The following is a 16743-nucleotide window of genomic DNA, read 5'->3' as shown; positions in this document are numbered from 1 at the left end:
CGGCCGGTAGCGGGTACGCGCGGTCGCCGGTATGGTGAGAGCAGCATCACAGACCACCCGCCTCCGACAGAGGAGCACCATGAGCCACACCCCGGCCCCCCTCGACCAGTTCGAGCACCTGAGCACCATCGCCCCGGATGAGATCCTCACGCGCGCGACAGCCACCGACCACGCGCTGCCTGACGGCGCCGGCACCCTCGCCCTCATCACACTGGACAACGGCCAGGGCCCACGCCGCCCCGCCACGCTGGGCTCGGCGTCGCTGCTGGAGCTGGCCCGCGCGGTGGACGAGCAGGCCGCTCGCGCCTCCGCCGGCGAGATCCAGGCCCTCGGCATCACGGGGGTCGAGGGCGTGTTCGCGGCCGGGGCGGACCTGGCCCTGGTGGCCTCCCTGCCGGCCGACGCCGAGACGGGCCGAGCGCTGGGCCGCCTGGGCCACGCCGTCTACGACCGCATCGACGCGTTCCCCGTCCCCACCGTCGCCCTCGTCAACGGCACCGCCCTCGGCGGCGGGCTCGAGCTGGCCCTGGCCTGCGACCGCCGCGTGATCGCCCCCGAGGTGAAGGCCCTCGGCCTCCCGGAGGTCCGCCTGGGCCTGATCCCCGGCTGGTCCGGCGTCTGGCGCGCGCCCCACCTGGTCGGCCCCGAGGCCGCCGTCGCCCTGCTGCTCACCAATCCCCTCGACAACGGGCGCATGATCGGCGCCGCCGACGCTGTGCGCCTGGGCCTGATGGACTCCCTCGCCGAGGGCGACCTCCTGGCCGCCGGGCTCACCGCGGCCGCGGACGCCGTCGCCGGCCGGACCGTGCAGCGCACCGCGGACGTCTCCGACGCCGCCTGGGACCGCGCCCTGCAGGCCTTCGGCGCCGCGCAGTCCGCCCGCCCCGGCCGTGACCTGCCGGCCCGCCGCCACCTCGAGGAGCTCTTCGCCGGCGCCCGCACGCGCACCCGCGCCGAGTCCGCCGAGGCGGAGGCCGACGCCCTCGCCGACCTGATCGGCTCCGCCGAGTTCCGCCGCACCGTGTACGCGTTCCTGGGGCTCGTCCAGGGCCGCGCCAAGCGACCTGCCGGGGACCCCGGCGTCGAGCAGGCGCACACCGTGCACCGCGTCGGCGTGGTCGGGGCCGGCCTGATGGCCGGCCAGCTCGCCCTGCTGTTCGCCACCGCCCTCCGCGTGCCCGTCGTCATGACGGACCTGGACCAGGAGCGCGTGGACCGCGGCCTGGCCTACGTCCGCTCCCAGCTGGAGCGCTCCGTGACCAAGGGCCGCATGAAGGCCGAGGACGCCGAGGCCGTCGCGGGCCTGATCACCGGCGCCACGGACGTCTCCGCGCACGCCGAGGCCGAGTTCGTGATCGAGGCCGTGTTCGAGGAGCTCGAGGTCAAGCGGACCGTGTTCCGCCAGCTCGAGCAGGTCGTCTCCCCCACCGCGATCCTCGCCACCAACACGTCGTCCCTGTCCGTGGCCGGCATGGCGGAGGTCCTGGAGCACCCCGAGCGCCTGGTCGGCTTCCACTTCTTCAACCCCGTGGCCCAGATGCCGCTCGTGGAGATCGTGCGCGTGGCAGAGACGACGGACGCCGCGGTGGCCACCGCGTTCGAGCTGGCCCGCCGTCTGCGCAAGACCGCCGTCCTGGTCAACGACGCCGCCGCGTTCGTGGTCAACCGCGTCCTGCTGCGCATGATGGGCGAGATCCAGAACTCCTTCGACCAGGGCACCGACGCGCACACCGCGGACCACGCCCTGGACCCGCTCGCGTTCCCGATGACCCCGTTCACCCTGGCGGCCATGGTCGGCCTGCCTGTCGCGCAGCATGTCTCCGAGTCGCTGCAGGCCGCGTTCGGGGCCGAGCGGTTCCCGGTCTCCGAGAACCTCCAGCGCCTGATCGAGGCGAAGAAGACCGCGATCTGGGCCAAGGACGTCAAGTCCCCCGAGGAGGCCGGCGGCGCCACCGGCGAGACCATCCCCGCCGACACCGCCGCGCTGATCGAGCAGGGCGACACCCCGCAGACCGCCGACGAGCTGCGCGTCCGCGTGGAGGACGCACTGGCCGAGGAGATCGGCCTGCTCCTGGACGAGGGCGTCGTCGCCGCCCCCGACGACGTGGACCTGTGCATGATCCTCGGCGCCGGCTGGCCCCTGCACCTGGGCGGCATCACCCCGTACCTGGACGACTGCGGGGCCTCCGAGCGCGTGCGCGGCGCCCGCTTCCACCAGGCCTGACCTCCCCGCCCGGGACCGCCCGTCCCGGACGGGCGCCCCACACGACGCCGGCCCCCGCGGAGCGCTCTGCGGGGGCCGGCGTCGTGCCCGGCCGGGGTCAGTCCGTGGGCAGCTGGGCGAAGGTGTGCAGGTCCGCCGGCAGCCCCTCCAGGGCCTCCGCCGCCGTGGCGACCGGCACCGAGACCGTCCCGCCGCCCCAGTCGGAGGCGACCAGCGGGCGGCGCCCCTCCGTGGCGGGCTCGCCCAGCCAGTGCACCGCGAGGACGTGCCCCTCGGAGACCACCTCCACCCGCAGCCCCTCGGGCCGCGCCTGCCCCGCCTCCGAGCCGGCGGGCCCCGCCGCCGGCACAGCCTCGCGGGCGCCGATGCGCAGCACCGCCGGGGGCATGCGGACCGGACCCTGCAGCGGGGAGGACTCCTCGAGGCGGAGGTAGGGGGCGCCGTCGTGCTCGGGGGTGCGCTGTGCGGTGATCAGCAGGTGCTCGGCCCAGGACGGCACGACCTCCGCGCCCAGCCCGGCCCGCTCCCGCGCGATCCGCACGTTCTGCGTGGTGAGGGAGTCCTCGAAGTCGCAGACCTCCCAGGTGGATCCGTCCGCGGAGAACCTCACGCGGGCCTGTGCGAGGTAGCGCTGCGGCAGGTCGGCGCGCTCCCGGCGCTGGGCTCCGGTGGGCTGGAACGCCATGCGCGTGGTCAGGATCCCGTCGGCGAGGCGGCGGTGCAGGAATCCGGCGTGCACCCCGTCCAGGGCGACCGCCTCCCAGGTCTCGAACGGGGTGAGGTCGTAGCGGGCGGACACGGCGGACTCCTTCGGCTCGGCGGGCGGCCCCGGTCGGGGCGGTCGTCACCCCCGATCCTGCCATCGGCGGGCAGGCCGCGGTGCCATACTGGAGGGATGACCTCGCAGGATCCCGCCCCGCACACCTCCGCCTCGCCGTGCTGCTCCGGCTGCTCCGCCGAGCCCGCCGGCTCCTCCCGCCGCTCCGTCCTCGGCGCCGGCTCGCTCGTCGCCCTCGCCGGCGCGGGCTCCGTGGTCCTGTCCGGCTGCACCCAGCAGCTCAAGGACGAGGCGGCCGCCGGAGACCACCACGTGGGCTCCGAGACCACGGACGCCATGGCCCTGGCCGAGCTCCCCGTGGGCGGCACGACGTCCGTGCAGGTCCAGGGCCGCACCCTGCTGCTCCACCGCGCGGACGAGTCCACCGTCACCGCGTTCTCCAACGTCTGCACCCACCAGGGCTGCCTGGTCCAGGTGGTCGACCGCCCCGAGGGCACCGCCTACGCGTGCCCGTGCCACGGATCCAACTTCGACGTCGCCACGGGCGAGCCCTTCGGCGGCCCCGCCAAGGCGCCCCTGACCGACTACCAGGCCGCCATCGAGGGCGATCGGATCGTCGTCAAGCTCTGACGCGGATCCCCGCGGCCCACGAGGCCGGGTCCACGGCCGCGCCCTCAGTCCTCCGGCGCGCCGTAGCGCCGGGTGGGCAGCCGGTCCGGGTGCGGGGCGTGCCCGGCCCACGGGTCGGGCCGGCCGATGGCGGTGGGGGCCGCCCGCCCGGACCGGGCCGGGGGCAGGACCACCGGGTCCCGCCGATTCGGGTCCCAGCCCGGCTCCGCCGCCTTGCGCGCCGGGTAGTGGCGGTGCCGCCACCAGAACCAGGCGCCGGCGCCGATCACGGGCAGGACCACCATGGCCAGCGCCCACGGCAGACGACGGCGCTCGTCCAGCGGACCGCGCAGGAGGGACACCAGCCCGGCGACCCAGATCGTCCCGACGACGGCGGACAGGGTCCAGCCCAGCCACGGCTCCATCAACGTGCCTCCGCCGTCAGAACAGGGCCACGGGGGGCGGGGCGGGGAAGAGCGCGTCGAGCTCGGCGAGGTCCGCGGGGGTGGCCTCCCAGTCGGCGGCGCGGGCGTTCTCGGCGATCTGCCCGGGCCGGGTGGCCCCGGCGATCACCGAGGCGACCGGTCGCTGGGCGGCGAGCCACCCGATGGCGGCCTGGACCTCGGTGATCCCCCGCTCCCGGGCGAACGCGCCGAACGCGGCCAGCTGGCCCCGGTCGGCCTCCTCCACCATGTGCTGCCGCACGTGGGACAGGCGCGAACCCGCGGGGGCCGTCCCGTCGGAGTACTTGCCGGTGAGCAGGCCGTTGGCCAGCGGGAAGTAGGGCAGGACGCCGAGCCCGTACTCGGCGGAGGCGGGCAGCACCTCGAGCTCGGCGCGGCGGTCCAGCAGGTTGTAGTGGTTCTGCGCCGAGACGAACCGCTCGACGCCGATCTCCCGAGCCGCGTGCTCGGCCTGGGCGATCTGCCAGCCTGTGCGGTTCGAATGGCCGATGTAGCGGACCTTGCCGGAGCGGACGAGGTCGTCCAGGGCGCGCAGGGTCTCCTCGATCGGCGTCGCCGGATCGGGGGTGTGGAACTGGTACAGGTCGATCCAGTCCGTGCCCAGCCGGCGCAGCGAGTCCTCCACCGCGCGCACGATGTACCGGCGGGAGCCGCGCGCGCCGCCGTCAGCGCCGGCCGCGCCCCCCATGTCCATGCCGAACTTCGTGGCGAGGACGACCTCGTCGCGGCGCGATCCCAGGGCGCGGCCGAGACGCTCCTCGGAGAGGCCGGGGCGGGCGCCGTAGACGTCCGCGACGTCGAAGAGCGTGATCCCCGCGTCGAGCGCGGCGTGCACGACGGCGTCGGTGCCCTCCTGCTCCATGGTGGCGGTCCCGGGGCGGCCGAGGTTGTTGCAGCCGAGGCCGACCACGGAGACGGTCAGGCCGGAGCGGCCCAGGCGGACGGTGCGCACGCTCAGCCCTCCCCGTCGGCGTCCGGGGCGGCCCCGGCCGGGGTCCGGGGCGCGTCGACGCGGCGGACCTCCACCTTGTTCGGCTGGATGCCGTGGGCGCGCTTGGCGGCGGCGGGCACCTCGGCGGCGGCCTTCGGGGCGTGCGGGGTGCGCACCACCAGGACGAGCTCGCCGTCGCCGTCGACGACGTCGGTCACCTCGCCGAGGCCGCGCCAGGCCAGCTGGTGGGTGACCTCCTCGCGGAGGGTCCGGCCGTGGCGGCGCTCGATCTCCGTGATCGCCCGCCCGCGCAGACGGTAGGCCACCTCGAGGACGTCGAAGGCGTCCTCGTCCGCGGGGGCGAACCCGTCCGCCTCGCCCTGGGCGAGGAACGCGTCCATCAGCTCGGCGCCCTCGGCCTCCGAGGTCAGCGGCTGGTCGCCGACCGTCCCCGGGTGGCCGACGCGGCCGTGGTGGACCGTGAACAGCTCGCCGGAGGGGTCGATCCAGGCCTCCCGGTACTCGAAGGAGCGGCGGCCGTCCTCCTCGGTGCGGTCGCGGTACAGCCGGGAGATGCTCATGCCTGCTCCTCTGGTCGGGCGGCCTGGGCCGACGTCGTGGGGGCGCCGGCCGGGTGGGCCGACGCCTCGGGGTGCTCCGCGTCCCGGGGCAGGGCGCGGGCGTAGGGCACCTTGGCGCCCAGGACCTGGGCGACCGTGTCCTGGGTGATGCGCTGGGCGGTCAGGCCCACGCGCTCGAGCACCTGGTCCCGTGTGGCGTGCGCCAGGAACTCCACCGGCAGGCCGACCTCGTTCAGCGCGGTGTCCACGCCGGCGGCGCGCATCTCCTGGCGGATCCGGGAGCCGACGCCGCCGGCACGCACGCCGTCCTCGAGGCACACGACGATCCGGTGGCGACCGGCCAGCTCGATCACGGACCGCGCCACGGGCAGCACCCAGCGGGGGTCCACGACCGTCGCGGTGATCCCGTGCTGGCCGAGGCGCCGTGCCACGTCCAGGCCGAGCTCGGCGAAGGAGCCGACGGCGACGATCAGCACGTCGCGCTCGGCGCCGTCCGCCCCGGTGGGCGCCCCGAGGCGGGCCAGCACATCCGTGCCGTCGGACAGCCGCTCCAGGGCGCGCACGGGCTCCCCCACGGAGCCCTTGGCGAAGCGGAGCACGGTGGGGGCGTCGTCGACGGCGACGGCCTCGCGCAGCTCCTCCCGGAGGGTGTCGGCGTCGCGCGGGGCGGCGATGCGCAGCCCCGGCACGGACTGCAGCAGCGCGAGGTCCCACATGCCGTGGTGGCTCGGCCCGTCGGGACCGGTCACGCCGGCGCGGTCCAGGACGAAGGTGACCCCGGCCCGGTGCAGGCCCACGTCCATGAGCACCTGGTCGAACGCGCGGTTGAGGAACGTCGCATAGACCGCGACGACCGGGTGCAGGCCGCCGAAGGCCATGCCCGCGGCGGAGGTGACCGCGTGCTGCTCGGCGATGCCGACGTCGAACACCCGGTCGGGGAACTCCGCGGCCATCGGCCCCAGGCCCACCGGGTTCTGCATGGCCGCGGTGATGGCGACGACGTCCGGCCGCTCCCGCGCGATGTCCAGGATCTCCTCCCCGAACACCGAGGTCCAGGACTGTGCCGTGGGCGAGGAGATCGGCCGGCCCGTCTCCGGGTCGATCCGCCCGATCGCGTGGAACATGTCGTCCTCGTGGGACGTGGCCGGGCCGTACCCGTGGCCCTTCTCCGTCATCGCGTGCACGATCACCGGGCCGCCGTAGGCCTTGGCGTCCTCGAGGGCCTCCTCGAGGGCGTGCTCGTCGTGGCCGTCCACGGGGCCGATGTACTTCATGCCCAGGTCCTCGAACAGCCCCTGGGGCGCCCAGAGGTCCTTGAGGCCCTTCTTGGCGGCGTGGAGGGGCCGGTACACCATCTCCCCCGCGGTGCCGGCCTCCTGCAGGCGGCGCTTGAGGTAGTCCAGGGTCTGCTCGTACCGGTGGTGCATGCGCACCTTGTCCAGCACCCCGCGGCGCAGGCCCCCCAAGTGGTCGGCGATGCCGCCGACGGTGGGCGCGTAGGAGCGGCCGTTGTCGTTGACCACGATCACCACACGGCGATCCCGGTCCGCCGCAATGTTGTTGACGGCCTCCCAGGCCATGCCGCCGGTGAGGGCGCCGTCGCCGATCACCGCGACGACGGTGCGGTCCCCCTGGCCCGTCTGCTTCCAGGCCCGGCTGATCCCGTCCGCCCAGGACAGCGAGGACGAGGCGTGGGACGACTCCACGACGTCGTGCTCGGACTCGGCGCGGTCCCCGTATCCGGAGAGCCCGCCCTGCTGGCGCAGGCGGGAGAAGTCCTGGCGGCCGGTCAGGAGCTTGTGCACGTAGGACTGGTGCCCGGTGTCGAACACCACCGCGTCCCGCGGTGAGTCGAACACCCGGTGGATCGCGAGGGTCAGCTCCACGACCCCGAGGTTCGGGCCCAGGTGGCCGCCCGTCTGGGAGACGTGCTGGATGAGGAAGGCGCGGATCTCCGCGGCGAGGGCGCGCAGCTGGGCGTCGCTCAGGAGCGCGAGGTCCTCCGGGGAGTGGATCCCGGGGAGCAGCGGGGCGCCGAGGGGGGCACGGGAGGTGTCAGACATGGTCGTCCCAGGGTACTCGCCCGGGGCCCGCGGAGGGGGGACGGCGGACCCGGGAGACGACGCCGGCCCGCACCCTCGCGAGGAGGGTGCGGGCCGGCGTCGGGGGCCGGGCGGACGCACGGGGCGCCCGCCCGGGTCCGCGCGCGGATCAGGCCTTGGCCGCGATCTGGCGCAGGACGTACTGCAGGATGCCGCCGTTGCGGTAGTAGTCGGCCTCACCGGGGGTGTCGATGCGCACGACGGCGTCGAACTCGGTGACCTTGCCGTCCTCGGCGGTGGCGGTGACCTTCACGGTCTTCGGGGTGCGGCCCTCGTTGAGCTCGGCGATGCCGGAGATCGCGAAGGTCTCCGTGCCCGTCAGGCCCAGGGAGTCGGCGGACTCGCCGGCGGGGAACTGCAGCGGCAGCACGCCCATGCCGATGAGGTTCGAGCGGTGGATGCGCTCGAAGGACTCGGTGATGACAGCCTTGACGCCCAGGAGCGCGGTGCCCTTGGCGGCCCAGTCGCGGGACGAGCCGGTGCCGTACTCCTTGCCGCCCAGCACGACCAGCGGGGTGCCCGCGGCGGCGTAGTTCTGGGCCGCGTCGTAGACGTACGCCTGGGGGGCGCCGTCCTGGGTGAAGTCGCGGGTGAAGCCGCCCTCGACGCCGTCCAGCAGCTGGTTCTTGATGCGGATGTTGGCGAACGTGCCGCGGATCATCACCTCGTGGTTGCCGCGGCGGGAGCCGTAGGAGTTGAAGTCCTTGCGCTCGACGCCGTTGGCCAGCAGGTACTGGCCGGCCGGGGTGTCGGACTTGAAGGAGCCCGCCGGGGAGATGTGGTCCGTGGTGACGGAGTCGCCCAGCTTCAGGAGCACGCGGGCGCCCGCGATGTCCTGGACCGGCTCCGGCTGCGCCGGCATGCCCTCGAAGTACGGGGGCTTGCGGACGTAGGTGGAGGCCTCGTCCCACTCGAAGGTCTTGCCGGTGGGGGTCTCCAGGGACTGCCAGCGCTCGTCGCCGTCGAAGATGGTGCCGTACTGGGAGGTGAACATCTCCGTGTCGATGGACTCGTCGATGATCCGCTGGACCTCGGCCGGGTCCGGCCAGATGTCCTTCAGGAAGACGTCGTTGCCGTCCTGGTCCGTGCCCAGGGCCTCGTTCTCGAAGTCGCAGTCCATGGTTCCGGCCAGGGCGTAGGCGACCACCAGGGGCGGGGACGCCAGGTAGTTCATCTTCACGTCCGGGTTGATGCGGCCCTCGAAGTTGCGGTTGCCGGAGAGCACCGCGGTCACGGACAGGTCGTTCTCCTGGATGGCCTCAGAGATCTCGGACTCCAGCGGACCGGAGTTGCCGATGCAGGTGGTGCAGCCGTAGCCCACGACGTTGAAGCCGAGGGCGTCCAGCGAGGCGTTGAGGCCGGACTTCTCGTAGTAGTCGGTGACGACGCGCGAGCCCGGGGCCACGGAGGTCTTCACCCACGGCTTGGCGGTGAGGCCCTTGGCGACGGCGTTGCGGGCGAGCACGCCGGCGGCCATCATCACGGACGGGTTGGAGGTGTTGGTGCACGAGGTGATCGAGGCGATCGACACGGCGCCGTGGTCCAGCTGGAACTCGCGGCCGTCCTCCATGTGCACGTCCACCAGCTTGGACGGGCGGCCCTCGCCGGCCTCGTCCTGGGTGGCGTAGTTGTGCAGGTCCTTGCGGAACTGATCCTTCGAGTCGGACAGCACGATGCGGTCCTGGGGACGCTTCGGACCGGAGATGGAGGGCACCACGGTGGACAGGTCCAGCTCGAGGTACTCGGAGTACTGCACCTCGGCGGACGGGTCATGCCAGAGGCCCTGCTCCTTGGTGTAGGCCTCCACGAGGGCGACCTGCTCCTCGGAGCGGCCGGTCAGGCGCAGGTAGTCCAGGGTGACGTCGTCGATCGGGAACATGGCGGCGGTGGAGCCGAACTCCGGGGACATGTTGCCGATGGTGGCGCGGTTGGCCAGCGGCACCGCGCCGACGCCCTCGCCGTAGAACTCCACGAACTTGCCGACGACGCCGTGCTCGCGCAGCTGCTCCGTGATGGTCAGCACCACGTCGGTGGCGGTGGCGCCCGCCGGGATCTGGCCGGTCAGCTTGAAGCCCACGACGCGCGGGATCAGCATGGACACGGGCTGGCCGAGCATCGCGGCCTCGGCCTCGATGCCGCCCACGCCCCAGCCCAGCACGCCCAGGCCGTTGACCATGGTGGTGTGGGAGTCGGTGCCGACGCAGGAGTCCGGGTAGGCGCGCTTGACGCCGTCGACGTCGCGGACCATGACGGCGCGGGCCAGGTTCTCGATGTTCACCTGGTGGACGATGCCCATGCCCGGGGGGACGACCTTGAAGTCGTCGAAGGCGGTCTGGCCCCAGCGCAGGAACTTGTAGCGCTCGCCGTTGCGCTGGTACTCGATGTCCATGTTGCGCTCGACGGCGGCGTCGTTGCCGAAGGAGTCGATCTGCACGGAGTGGTCGATGACCAGCTCGGCCGGGGACAGCGGGTTCACGCGGGAGGGGTCGCCGCCCAGGTCCGCGATGGCCTCACGCATGGTGGCGAGGTCCACGATGCAGGGCACGCCGGTGAAGTCCTGCATGATCACGCGCGCCGGCGTGAACTGGATCTCCGTGTCCGGCTCCGCGGTGGGGTCCCACGAGGCGAGGGCCTTGATCTGCTCGGCGGTGACGTTCGCGCCGTCCTCGGTGCGGAGCAGGTTCTCCAGCAGCACCTTCAGGGCGTAGGGCAGCTTCTGGGCGCCCTCGACCGCGTTCAGGCGGAAGATCTCGTACTCGGAGCCGTTGACGTCCAGGACGCCCTTGGAGCCGAAGCTGTCGACAGTGGTCATCTGAGGGACTCCTCATTCCCGCCCGGGATGTCCGGGCGCTGGTCCGACGGGGGTCGGCCTCCGCACCTCGCCCACATCCGTCCCGCGGGGATCGGATGTCAGCTCGGTCACACAGGGCCGCGCTCCCCCAGCCTACCCCCGAGGCGGACGGCGACGCCGCTTTGCGTCCTCCGTGGCGCGCCCGGCCGCGGCGCGCCCCGGGGGCTCCCTCCCTCAGAGGGTCGTCTGCTCGACCTCGCCCGCAGGGCGCAGCAGGGTCACCGACTCCAGGTGGTGGGTGTCCGGGTAGAGGTCGAACACCCGGGCGCGCTCCACCTCGTAGCCGCCCTCGCGGAGCCAGGCGAGGTCGCGGGCGAAGGAGGCCGGGTCGCAGGAGACGTAGCAGATGCGCCCCGGGGCCAGGGCCAGGATGCGCTCGATCGCGCGGCGGCCGGCGCCGGCGCGCGGCGGGTCCAGGACGACCGCGTCGAGACGGTCGCCGTCCAGGCCGCCGTCGCGGGTGGTCCGCTCCGGCTCCTTGATCCACGAGCCGAGGACCTTGTCCGTCGGACCGTTGAGCACGCCCGCCTGGGGCAGGGACAGCAGGTTGCGGCGGGCGTCCTTGGAGGCCTGCCGGGAGGCCTCCACCGAGTACACGCGGCCCTCCTCGCCGACCGCGTCGGAGAGGAAGGCACTGAAGAGGCCGGCTCCCGCGTACAGATCCGCGATGACCTCCCCCGGCTGCGGGTCCACGTCCTCGAGCACGGCGTCCACCAGAGTGGCGGGCGCGTGCTGGTGGACCTGCCAGAAGCCGTCGCCGGTGACGCGGAACGTCCGCTCGCCGCCGCGCTCGGAGGACACGGTCTCGTGCACCCAGGTGCGTCCGGTGATGCGCTGGATGCCCGTGGGCGAGAACTTCTTGGGACCCGGGACCGCGAAGCCGGTGGAGACGTCCACGGGGCACGCGTTGGCGGCCTGGCGGATGCGGGTGCGCAGCTTGCCCAGGCGGGCCTCGTCCGCGAGGGTCTGCGGGGTCGGGGTGGCCAGCACCAGCGGCTGGGTGCCGTCCGCGGGGGTGGCGACGTCCACGCGGGCCGCGCCCGTGAAGTCCCAGTCCCACAGGGCCAGCGCGTCCAGGGCGTGGACGCCCAGCGGCATGTTCCGCACGGGCAGCAGCACGGCCGAGCGATGGGCGTGCATGGCGATCCGACCCTGCGGCGTCACCGCGAACGCCGTGCGGGTGCGCCAGTGCTGGCCGGTGGGCTCGTCCTCGTGGCCCGCATGGAGGGCCTCCGGCTCGATCGTGACACCGGCGATGCGGGCCACGGTGTCCCGGAAGACCTGGGCCTTGAGACGGCGCTGGTGGTGCACCACGATGTGGCCGTACTCGGCTCCGCCGACGGGCAGGCGCCCGGAGGCGTGCGCGCGGAGGGAGTCCGCGAGCTTCCACTGGTGGATCCGGCGGAACTCGGAGGGGCGGACCACCTCGACGACGTCCCCGCGCCAGAAGCGGGCGCCCGGCTCGGCCTCGGTCAGGGCGACCCGGACGATCTCGCCGGGGATGGCGTGCCGCACGAACACGACGCGCCCCTCATGGCGCGCCACGCAGTGGCCGCCGTGGGCCATCGCGCCGGCCTCGACCTCGATCACGCCGCCCGGCGCGACGACCTCCGTGCTGGTGTCCATGGCGGTCATCCTGACTCCCTCTCGCATCTCGGCGCGCCTCAGGCATTGCGCCCGGGCGTCGGCCGGATCCAGTCTATCCGGCCCACGTCAGGACGACTCCACGCCTTCGGGGACGTCCCCGGGTGCGGCGCAGGCCACGATCCCGCCCTCGACGGGCCGGTGCGGGTCCCCCTCCCGGATCTGCCACGGCACCGAGCCCACCATCACGCCGGCCTCACGCTGGAGGCGGGCCTTCTGGCGCGAGGCCGTGCGGTTGTGCAGCAGCCGCCGCCATCCCCCGCGGACCACGTGCTCGGGGATGAAGACCATGGTCAGGTCACGCGGCGACCGCAGCCGCCGGCCCCGCACGTGGCGCACCAGCGGCACCACCGTGTCCCGGTAGGGGGCGGCGATCACCGTGAGCGGCACGGGCAGTCCCGCGCGGGCGAAGTCCTCCACCACGCGCTCGGTCTGCCGCCGGTCCGCGTCCACGACGACGGCCTCCAGCGTGGCCGGCCGCGTCGCCCGCGCGTAGGCCAGGGCCCGCAGGGCGGGCCGGTTCAGGGTGCTCACGACCACGACCGCGTGCACCCGCGAGGGCAGGGCCCGCGCGTCGTCCTGGGGGTCGGGGGCGAGCTCGGCCTCCACCGCCCGGTAGTGGCGGCGGATCCGGCCCATGACCACGGCGCTCACCCCGATCGCCAGGAGCGCCACCCAGGCGCCCTGCGCGAAGCGGGTCACGAGCACCACGACGCCGGCCAGCGCGGTCGCCCCGAGGCCCACCGCGGTGACCACGAGCTTCACCCGCACGGAGGCACGCGCCCGGGCGCCCGGGGTGTGGGCGAGCTTGAGCCGCCACAGCCGGAGCATCCCGACGAGCGCGAGCGCGAAGGCGAGCAGGACGCCGATGACGTAGAGCTGCACCAGGAGCGCGGTGCGCCCCCGGAACAGGACGAGGAGCAGGAGCGTCGCCGTCGCCAGGGCCAAGGTGCCGCCGGTGTGAACCATGCGGTCGCCCCGCACGCGCAGCTGGCGCGGCAGCCAGCCGTCCTCCGCCAGCCGGGCGGTCAGCGTCGGGAAGGAGCGGAACGCGCCGCGGGCGGCCACGAGCAACAGCAGGCTGGTCACCGCGACCGTGGCGACCGCGCCCGGCGAGCCCGCGCCGAAGACCGTCTCGGCGAGCTGCGCCACCACCGGTGCCGGGGCCGTGTCCGGGGCCAACGGCGCCCCGTCCGCGGTGCGCAGCCGGTCCGGGTGCAGGGCCACGACCACGCCCGTGCGCTGGGCCAGATGCATGACGCCCACGGTGAGCGTGCCCACGACGACGGCCAGCACGGTGAGCACCCACCGGGCCGTGCGGACCGCGGGCCGTGCCATGCGGTCCGTCGCCGAGAGGGGGACCTCCACGCCCGAGAGCAGCACGGACCCGGCGCTGAACGCCCGCAGGGCCAGGAGGGCCGTCGCGGCGTCCCCCACGGGGCCGAGTCCGGCGCCGTCGACGTGCAGCCCCGCGCTCGGCGCGGCAGCGAGCGTCCCCTGGCCCGACTGCCACAGGCCCACCGCCACGAGGGTGCCCAGCAGCCCCACGAACGCGGCCACGAGGACCGTGACGAGCGCCCCGCTGCCGCGCTCGCCGCGCAGTGCGGAGACCAGCACCAGGACCAGGGCGACCGCCGAGACGATCCCGACGTGGCCGCGCAGGGCGGGCACGAGGGCCGACGCGTGGTGGGCGAACGCGGCGACCGACACGGCGGCGGTGAAGACGAAGTCGAGCAGGAGCGCCGCGGCGGCCACCACGCCGGAGCGCGGACCGAGCTTGGTGCGGGCCATGCGGTAGATGCCGCCCCGGGGCACGGCCACCACGGCCGCGCGGAACGCCAGCACGATCAGCACCATCACGGCGACGACGGCCCACCCCACCAGCGGCCCCAGCGCGAGCGCCCCGGTCCCCGAGGCGACGAGGGTCAGGATGACCTCGTCCGGCGCGTAGGCCAGCGAGGACAGGGCGTTGGACGCGGTGGCCGGCAGGGCGAGCCAGCGCCCCCGGCGGGGCGCGGGCCGGGCGCCCGAGGCCACCGGACGGCCGAGCAGCAGGCGGCGCAGGGTCGAGGGGGGCGTGCTCACCGCTCCACGGTACCGCCCGGGGGGCGCGCGGATGGGAGGATGGGGCGGACGACGGCGCACCCGACGCGCCGTGGAAGGGAGCGCCGTGGCGCACTACGTGATCGTCGGCGCCGGGCGCGTCGGCACCCGCTTGGCCGGGGCGCTGGACACCGCCGGCCACTCCGTGGCGGTGATCGAGCGCTCTCCGGAGCTGACCGCCGGCCTCGGCCCGGACTTCGGCGGGACGGTCGTCGCCGGCATCGGCTTCGACCGCGACGCGCTGCGGCGGGCCGGCATCGAACAGGCGCAGGGTCTGGCCGCCGTGACGACGGAGGACACCACCAACGTCATCGCCGCCCGCGTGGCGCGGGAGACCTTCGGTGTGCAGCACGTCGTCGCGCGGATCTACGACGCCCAGCGGGCCCGGGTGTTCCAGCGCCTGGGCATCCCCACGGTCGCCTCCGTCGAGTGGACCGCGGACCAGGTCCTGCACCGGCTGCTCCCGGCCGGCACCGCCGAGCCGTCCCGCCGGGACGCCTCCGGGCGGCTGGCCATGGGGGACTACATGCCCCACCGCTCGTGGTGGGGCAGTCCCCTGCACGCCGTGGAGGCCGCCGTCGGCGCGCGGATCGCCTACCTGACCCGCTACGGCGAGGGCGTGCTGCCCTCCCCGGACGGCGTGCTCCAGGAGGGCGACGTGCTCCACGTGGCGTACCCCGCCGCCCGTCGTGACCGCGTGGAGGCGGCCCTGCAGGGCGAGGCCGGCGACGTGCGGGCGGGCGAGGACGAGGACCAGGAGGAGGACGCATGAGGGTCGTGATCGCGGGAGCCGGAGCGGTGGGGTCGTCGATCGCCAGGGAGCTGCACGCGCATGGGCACGAGGTGTCCGTCGTGGAGTCGCGTGCGGACGCCGCCGCCCGCTCCGACCTGGCCGGGGCCCGCACCGTCCTCGGGGACGCCACGGACCTCGGCGTGCTGGGCCGGGCGGGGGCGCTCGGCGCGGACGTGCTGGTGGCCGCCACGGGTGACGACCGCGCGAACCTGGTGGCCTCCCTGCTCGCCCGCAGCGAGTTCGGCGTGGGGCGCACGGTGGCGCGGGTGAACAACCCCTTGAACGACTGGCTGTTCGACGAGTCCTGGGGCGTGGACGTCGCCGTGTCCACGCCGTCCATCATGACGGCGCTCGTGGAGGAGGCCGTCGAGTCGGGCGACCTCGTGCGCCTGCTGCGCCTGGAGGCCGGGGGCGCCGCCCTGACGGAGTTCCGGATCCCGAGCGGCCACTGGCTGCGCGGACGCCGCGTCGGCACCGTGTCCTGGCCCGCGGCGGCCCCCCTGGTGGCGATCGTCCGCGACGGCGCTCCGCGCTCGTCGACGCCGGACGAGGTCCTCGAGGAGTCCGACGAGCTGTTCTTCCTGGCCGACGCGGAGGCCGAGGGCGCCCTGCGCCGCCTCCTGGTGGGCTAGCCCGCGGCGGGGTCCCGCCGGAGCGGCGGGGCGCCGGGACGGGGCGTGCTCACCGACCAGGCGAGCCAGAGCCCGAGCGCGTAGAGGGGCAGTCCCATGACCACGCGGGCGACGCCCAGGGCCGTGGCCGCGTCCGCCAGGTAGAGCGGTGCCTGCACGGCCAGGCGGAGCCATGACACGGCGGCCACGATCAGCGTGGCGATCCCGTAGGCCCTGCGGCGGGCGGGGTCCGCACGCCAGTGCAGACCCTCGCCGCGCACCATCCCGAACAGCAGGCCAGCCAGCGGCCAGCCCAACGCGGCGGACAGGGGCAGGGCCAGCCCGTAGGCGATGTTCGTGACGAAGCCCCACAGGTAGAAGTCCCGCGCCTCGCCGCGCGTCAGGGCCAGCACCACGGACACGCCGACGACAAGGAGCCCGGCGAGCGCCTGGGCGGCGGACTGGCGCTGGGCGAGACGCGCCGCGGTCATGACCGCGGCGACGCCGAGGGCGGCCGCGCCGGCGGTCCAGACCTGGCCGGCGAGCAGGAAGACGACGAGGAACACGAGGGTGGGCAGGGACGCCTCGACGATGCCCCGGACGCCGCCGACGGTGGCCAGCGCGTCGATCCGGCCGTCCTCGTCCACGCGGGTCCGCGCGCCGAGCGCCTGCAGCCCCTCCGCGGCGGAGGGTGCGGCGTCGGGGCCGTGGTCCGGCCGGGGGTGGGCGCTCATGCGGGGCCGCCTTCGTCGTCGATCAGGTGGAACTCGGGGTTGAACAGGGTCGGCTCGCCGGCCACGGCCACCGGGTGCCCGAGGACCCGCATCCAGGCGCCGGGCATGACCCCGGCCACCCGGTGGCGACCGTGCCACACGAGGTGCAGGACCTCCTGCGGCTCAGGCCGGCCCGGCGCGGGCAGGTCATCGGCCAGGGCGGCGCGGAAGACGGTGGCGTCGTCGGCCCCAGGGAACGTCACTGCGACCACGACGCCCACCCGCTCCCCGGCCGGGCGCTCCCCCGCGGGGGCGGGCGTCCTGCGGGGGCTCATCGGG

General features: G+C 74.7%; 14 protein-coding genes. 4 read left to right on the top strand and 10 right to left on the bottom strand.

Annotation, left to right across the window (positions count from 1 at the left end):
• Positions 1 to 79 precede the first annotated feature (79 nt).
• On the top strand, positions 80 to 2224 hold the full coding sequence (locus tag KW076_RS07545) for a 3-hydroxyacyl-CoA dehydrogenase NAD-binding domain-containing protein (RefSeq protein ID WP_224354741.1): 2145 nt from the start codon (positions 80 to 82) through the stop codon (positions 2222 to 2224).
• Positions 2225 to 2321: 97 nt separating this feature from the next.
• Here the strand turns inward: KW076_RS07545 and KW076_RS07540 are convergent, their stop codons facing one another.
• Positions 2322 to 3023: a hypothetical protein gene (locus KW076_RS07540; protein ID WP_224354740.1), complete on the bottom strand. Its 702-nt coding sequence runs from the start codon at positions 3021 to 3023 to the stop codon at positions 2322 to 2324.
• A gap of 96 nt (positions 3024 to 3119) precedes the next feature.
• Here KW076_RS07540 and KW076_RS07535 point away from each other — a divergent pair, with 96 nt between their 5' ends.
• The gene (locus tag KW076_RS07535) at positions 3120 to 3632 is read left to right on the top strand and encodes a Rieske (2Fe-2S) protein (protein WP_224354738.1); all 513 of its coding nucleotides are present in this window, start codon (positions 3120 to 3122) and stop codon (positions 3630 to 3632) included.
• Between the two features lie 44 nt (positions 3633 to 3676).
• Here KW076_RS07535 and KW076_RS07530 read toward each other — a convergent pair whose 3' ends face one another.
• The 7 genes from KW076_RS07530 to KW076_RS07500 form a co-directional block, all read right to left on the bottom strand.
• Complete coding sequence (locus KW076_RS07530) at positions 3677 to 4036, bottom strand: PLD nuclease N-terminal domain-containing protein (protein ID WP_224354737.1); 360 nt, start codon at positions 4034 to 4036, stop codon at positions 3677 to 3679.
• Positions 4037 to 4052: 16 nt separating this feature from the next.
• Positions 4053 to 5027, bottom strand: a complete 975-nt coding sequence (locus KW076_RS07525) for an aldo/keto reductase (RefSeq protein WP_224354735.1) — start codon at positions 5025 to 5027, stop codon at positions 4053 to 4055.
• A 2-nt stretch (positions 5028 to 5029) separates the two neighbouring features.
• Positions 5030 to 5587: a hypothetical protein gene (locus KW076_RS07520; protein ID WP_224354734.1), complete on the bottom strand. Its 558-nt coding sequence runs from the start codon at positions 5585 to 5587 to the stop codon at positions 5030 to 5032.
• Positions 5584 to 7650 carry a 1-deoxy-D-xylulose-5-phosphate synthase gene (gene dxs / locus KW076_RS07515; protein WP_224354732.1) on the bottom strand — a complete coding sequence of 689 codons (2067 nt, stop codon included), beginning with the start codon at positions 7648 to 7650 and terminating at the stop codon, positions 5584 to 5586. The genes KW076_RS07520 and dxs overlap by 4 nt, the downstream gene beginning before the upstream one ends.
• Before the next feature lie 148 nt (positions 7651 to 7798).
• Positions 7799 to 10501, bottom strand: a complete 2703-nt coding sequence (gene acnA / locus KW076_RS07510; protein ID WP_224354731.1) for an aconitate hydratase AcnA — start codon at positions 10499 to 10501, stop codon at positions 7799 to 7801.
• Positions 10502 to 10714: 213 nt separating this feature from the next.
• Positions 10715 to 12175: a class I SAM-dependent RNA methyltransferase gene (locus KW076_RS07505; RefSeq protein ID WP_224354729.1), complete on the bottom strand. Its 1461-nt coding sequence runs from the start codon at positions 12173 to 12175 to the stop codon at positions 10715 to 10717.
• 78 nt (positions 12176 to 12253) lie between these two features.
• On the bottom strand, positions 12254 to 14269 hold the full coding sequence (locus KW076_RS07500) for an APC family permease (RefSeq protein WP_224354728.1): 2016 nt from the start codon (positions 14267 to 14269) through the stop codon (positions 12254 to 12256).
• 85 nt (positions 14270 to 14354) lie between these two features.
• Here KW076_RS07500 and KW076_RS07495 point away from each other — a divergent pair, with 85 nt between their 5' ends.
• Positions 14355 to 15059, top strand: coding sequence for a potassium channel family protein (locus KW076_RS07495; RefSeq protein ID WP_224354727.1), 705 nt, complete (start codon positions 14355 to 14357; stop codon positions 15057 to 15059).
• The gene (locus KW076_RS07490) at positions 15056 to 15712 is read left to right on the top strand and encodes a potassium channel family protein (RefSeq protein WP_224354726.1); all 657 of its coding nucleotides are present in this window, start codon (positions 15056 to 15058) and stop codon (positions 15710 to 15712) included. The genes KW076_RS07495 and KW076_RS07490 overlap by 4 nt, the downstream gene beginning before the upstream one ends.
• Here the strand turns inward: KW076_RS07490 and KW076_RS07485 are convergent.
• Together KW076_RS07485 and KW076_RS07480 are read right to left on the bottom strand one after the other, a co-directional pair.
• Entirely contained in the window at positions 15709 to 16425 is a 717-nt protein-coding gene (locus KW076_RS07485) for a DUF3159 domain-containing protein (protein WP_224354725.1), read from the bottom strand. The two genes, KW076_RS07490 and KW076_RS07485, sit on opposite strands and share 4 nt — an antisense overlap.
• Complete coding sequence (locus KW076_RS07480; RefSeq protein ID WP_224354724.1) at positions 16422 to 16739, bottom strand: hypothetical protein; 318 nt, start codon at positions 16737 to 16739, stop codon at positions 16422 to 16424. The genes KW076_RS07485 and KW076_RS07480 overlap by 4 nt, the downstream gene beginning before the upstream one ends.
• Positions 16740 to 16743 lie beyond the last annotated feature (4 nt).

Origin of the sequence: Micrococcus porci (assembly GCF_020097155.1) — a bacterium.
Classification (GTDB): domain Bacteria; phylum Actinomycetota; class Actinomycetes; order Actinomycetales; family Micrococcaceae; genus Micrococcus; species Micrococcus porci.
Note: the sequence above shows the minus strand (reverse complement) of the source record. Positions and strands in the feature narration are given on the sequence as shown.

Coding starts and splice junctions, on each gene's coding strand:
- KW076_RS07505 (WP_224354729.1), bottom strand. CDS start 12,175: ATGACCGCCATGGACACCAGCACGGAGGTCGTCGCGCCGGGCGGCGTG.
- acnA (WP_224354731.1), bottom strand. CDS start 10,501: ATGACCACTGTCGACAGCTTCGGCTCCAAGGGCGTCCTGGACGTCAAC.
- KW076_RS07480 (WP_224354724.1), bottom strand. CDS start 16,739: ATGAGCCCCCGCAGGACGCCCGCCCCCGCGGGGGAGCGCCCGGCCGGG.
- KW076_RS07530 (WP_224354737.1), bottom strand. CDS start 4,036: ATGGAGCCGTGGCTGGGCTGGACCCTGTCCGCCGTCGTCGGGACGATC.
- KW076_RS07490 (WP_224354726.1), top strand. CDS start 15,056: ATGAGGGTCGTGATCGCGGGAGCCGGAGCGGTGGGGTCGTCGATCGCC.
- KW076_RS07535 (WP_224354738.1), top strand. CDS start 3,120: ATGACCTCGCAGGATCCCGCCCCGCACACCTCCGCCTCGCCGTGCTGC.
- dxs (WP_224354732.1), bottom strand. CDS start 7,650: ATGTCTGACACCTCCCGTGCCCCCCTCGGCGCCCCGCTGCTCCCCGGG.
- KW076_RS07545 (WP_224354741.1), top strand. CDS start 80: ATGAGCCACACCCCGGCCCCCCTCGACCAGTTCGAGCACCTGAGCACC.
- KW076_RS07485 (WP_224354725.1), bottom strand. CDS start 16,425: ATGAGCGCCCACCCCCGGCCGGACCACGGCCCCGACGCCGCACCCTCC.
- KW076_RS07520 (WP_224354734.1), bottom strand. CDS start 5,587: ATGAGCATCTCCCGGCTGTACCGCGACCGCACCGAGGAGGACGGCCGC.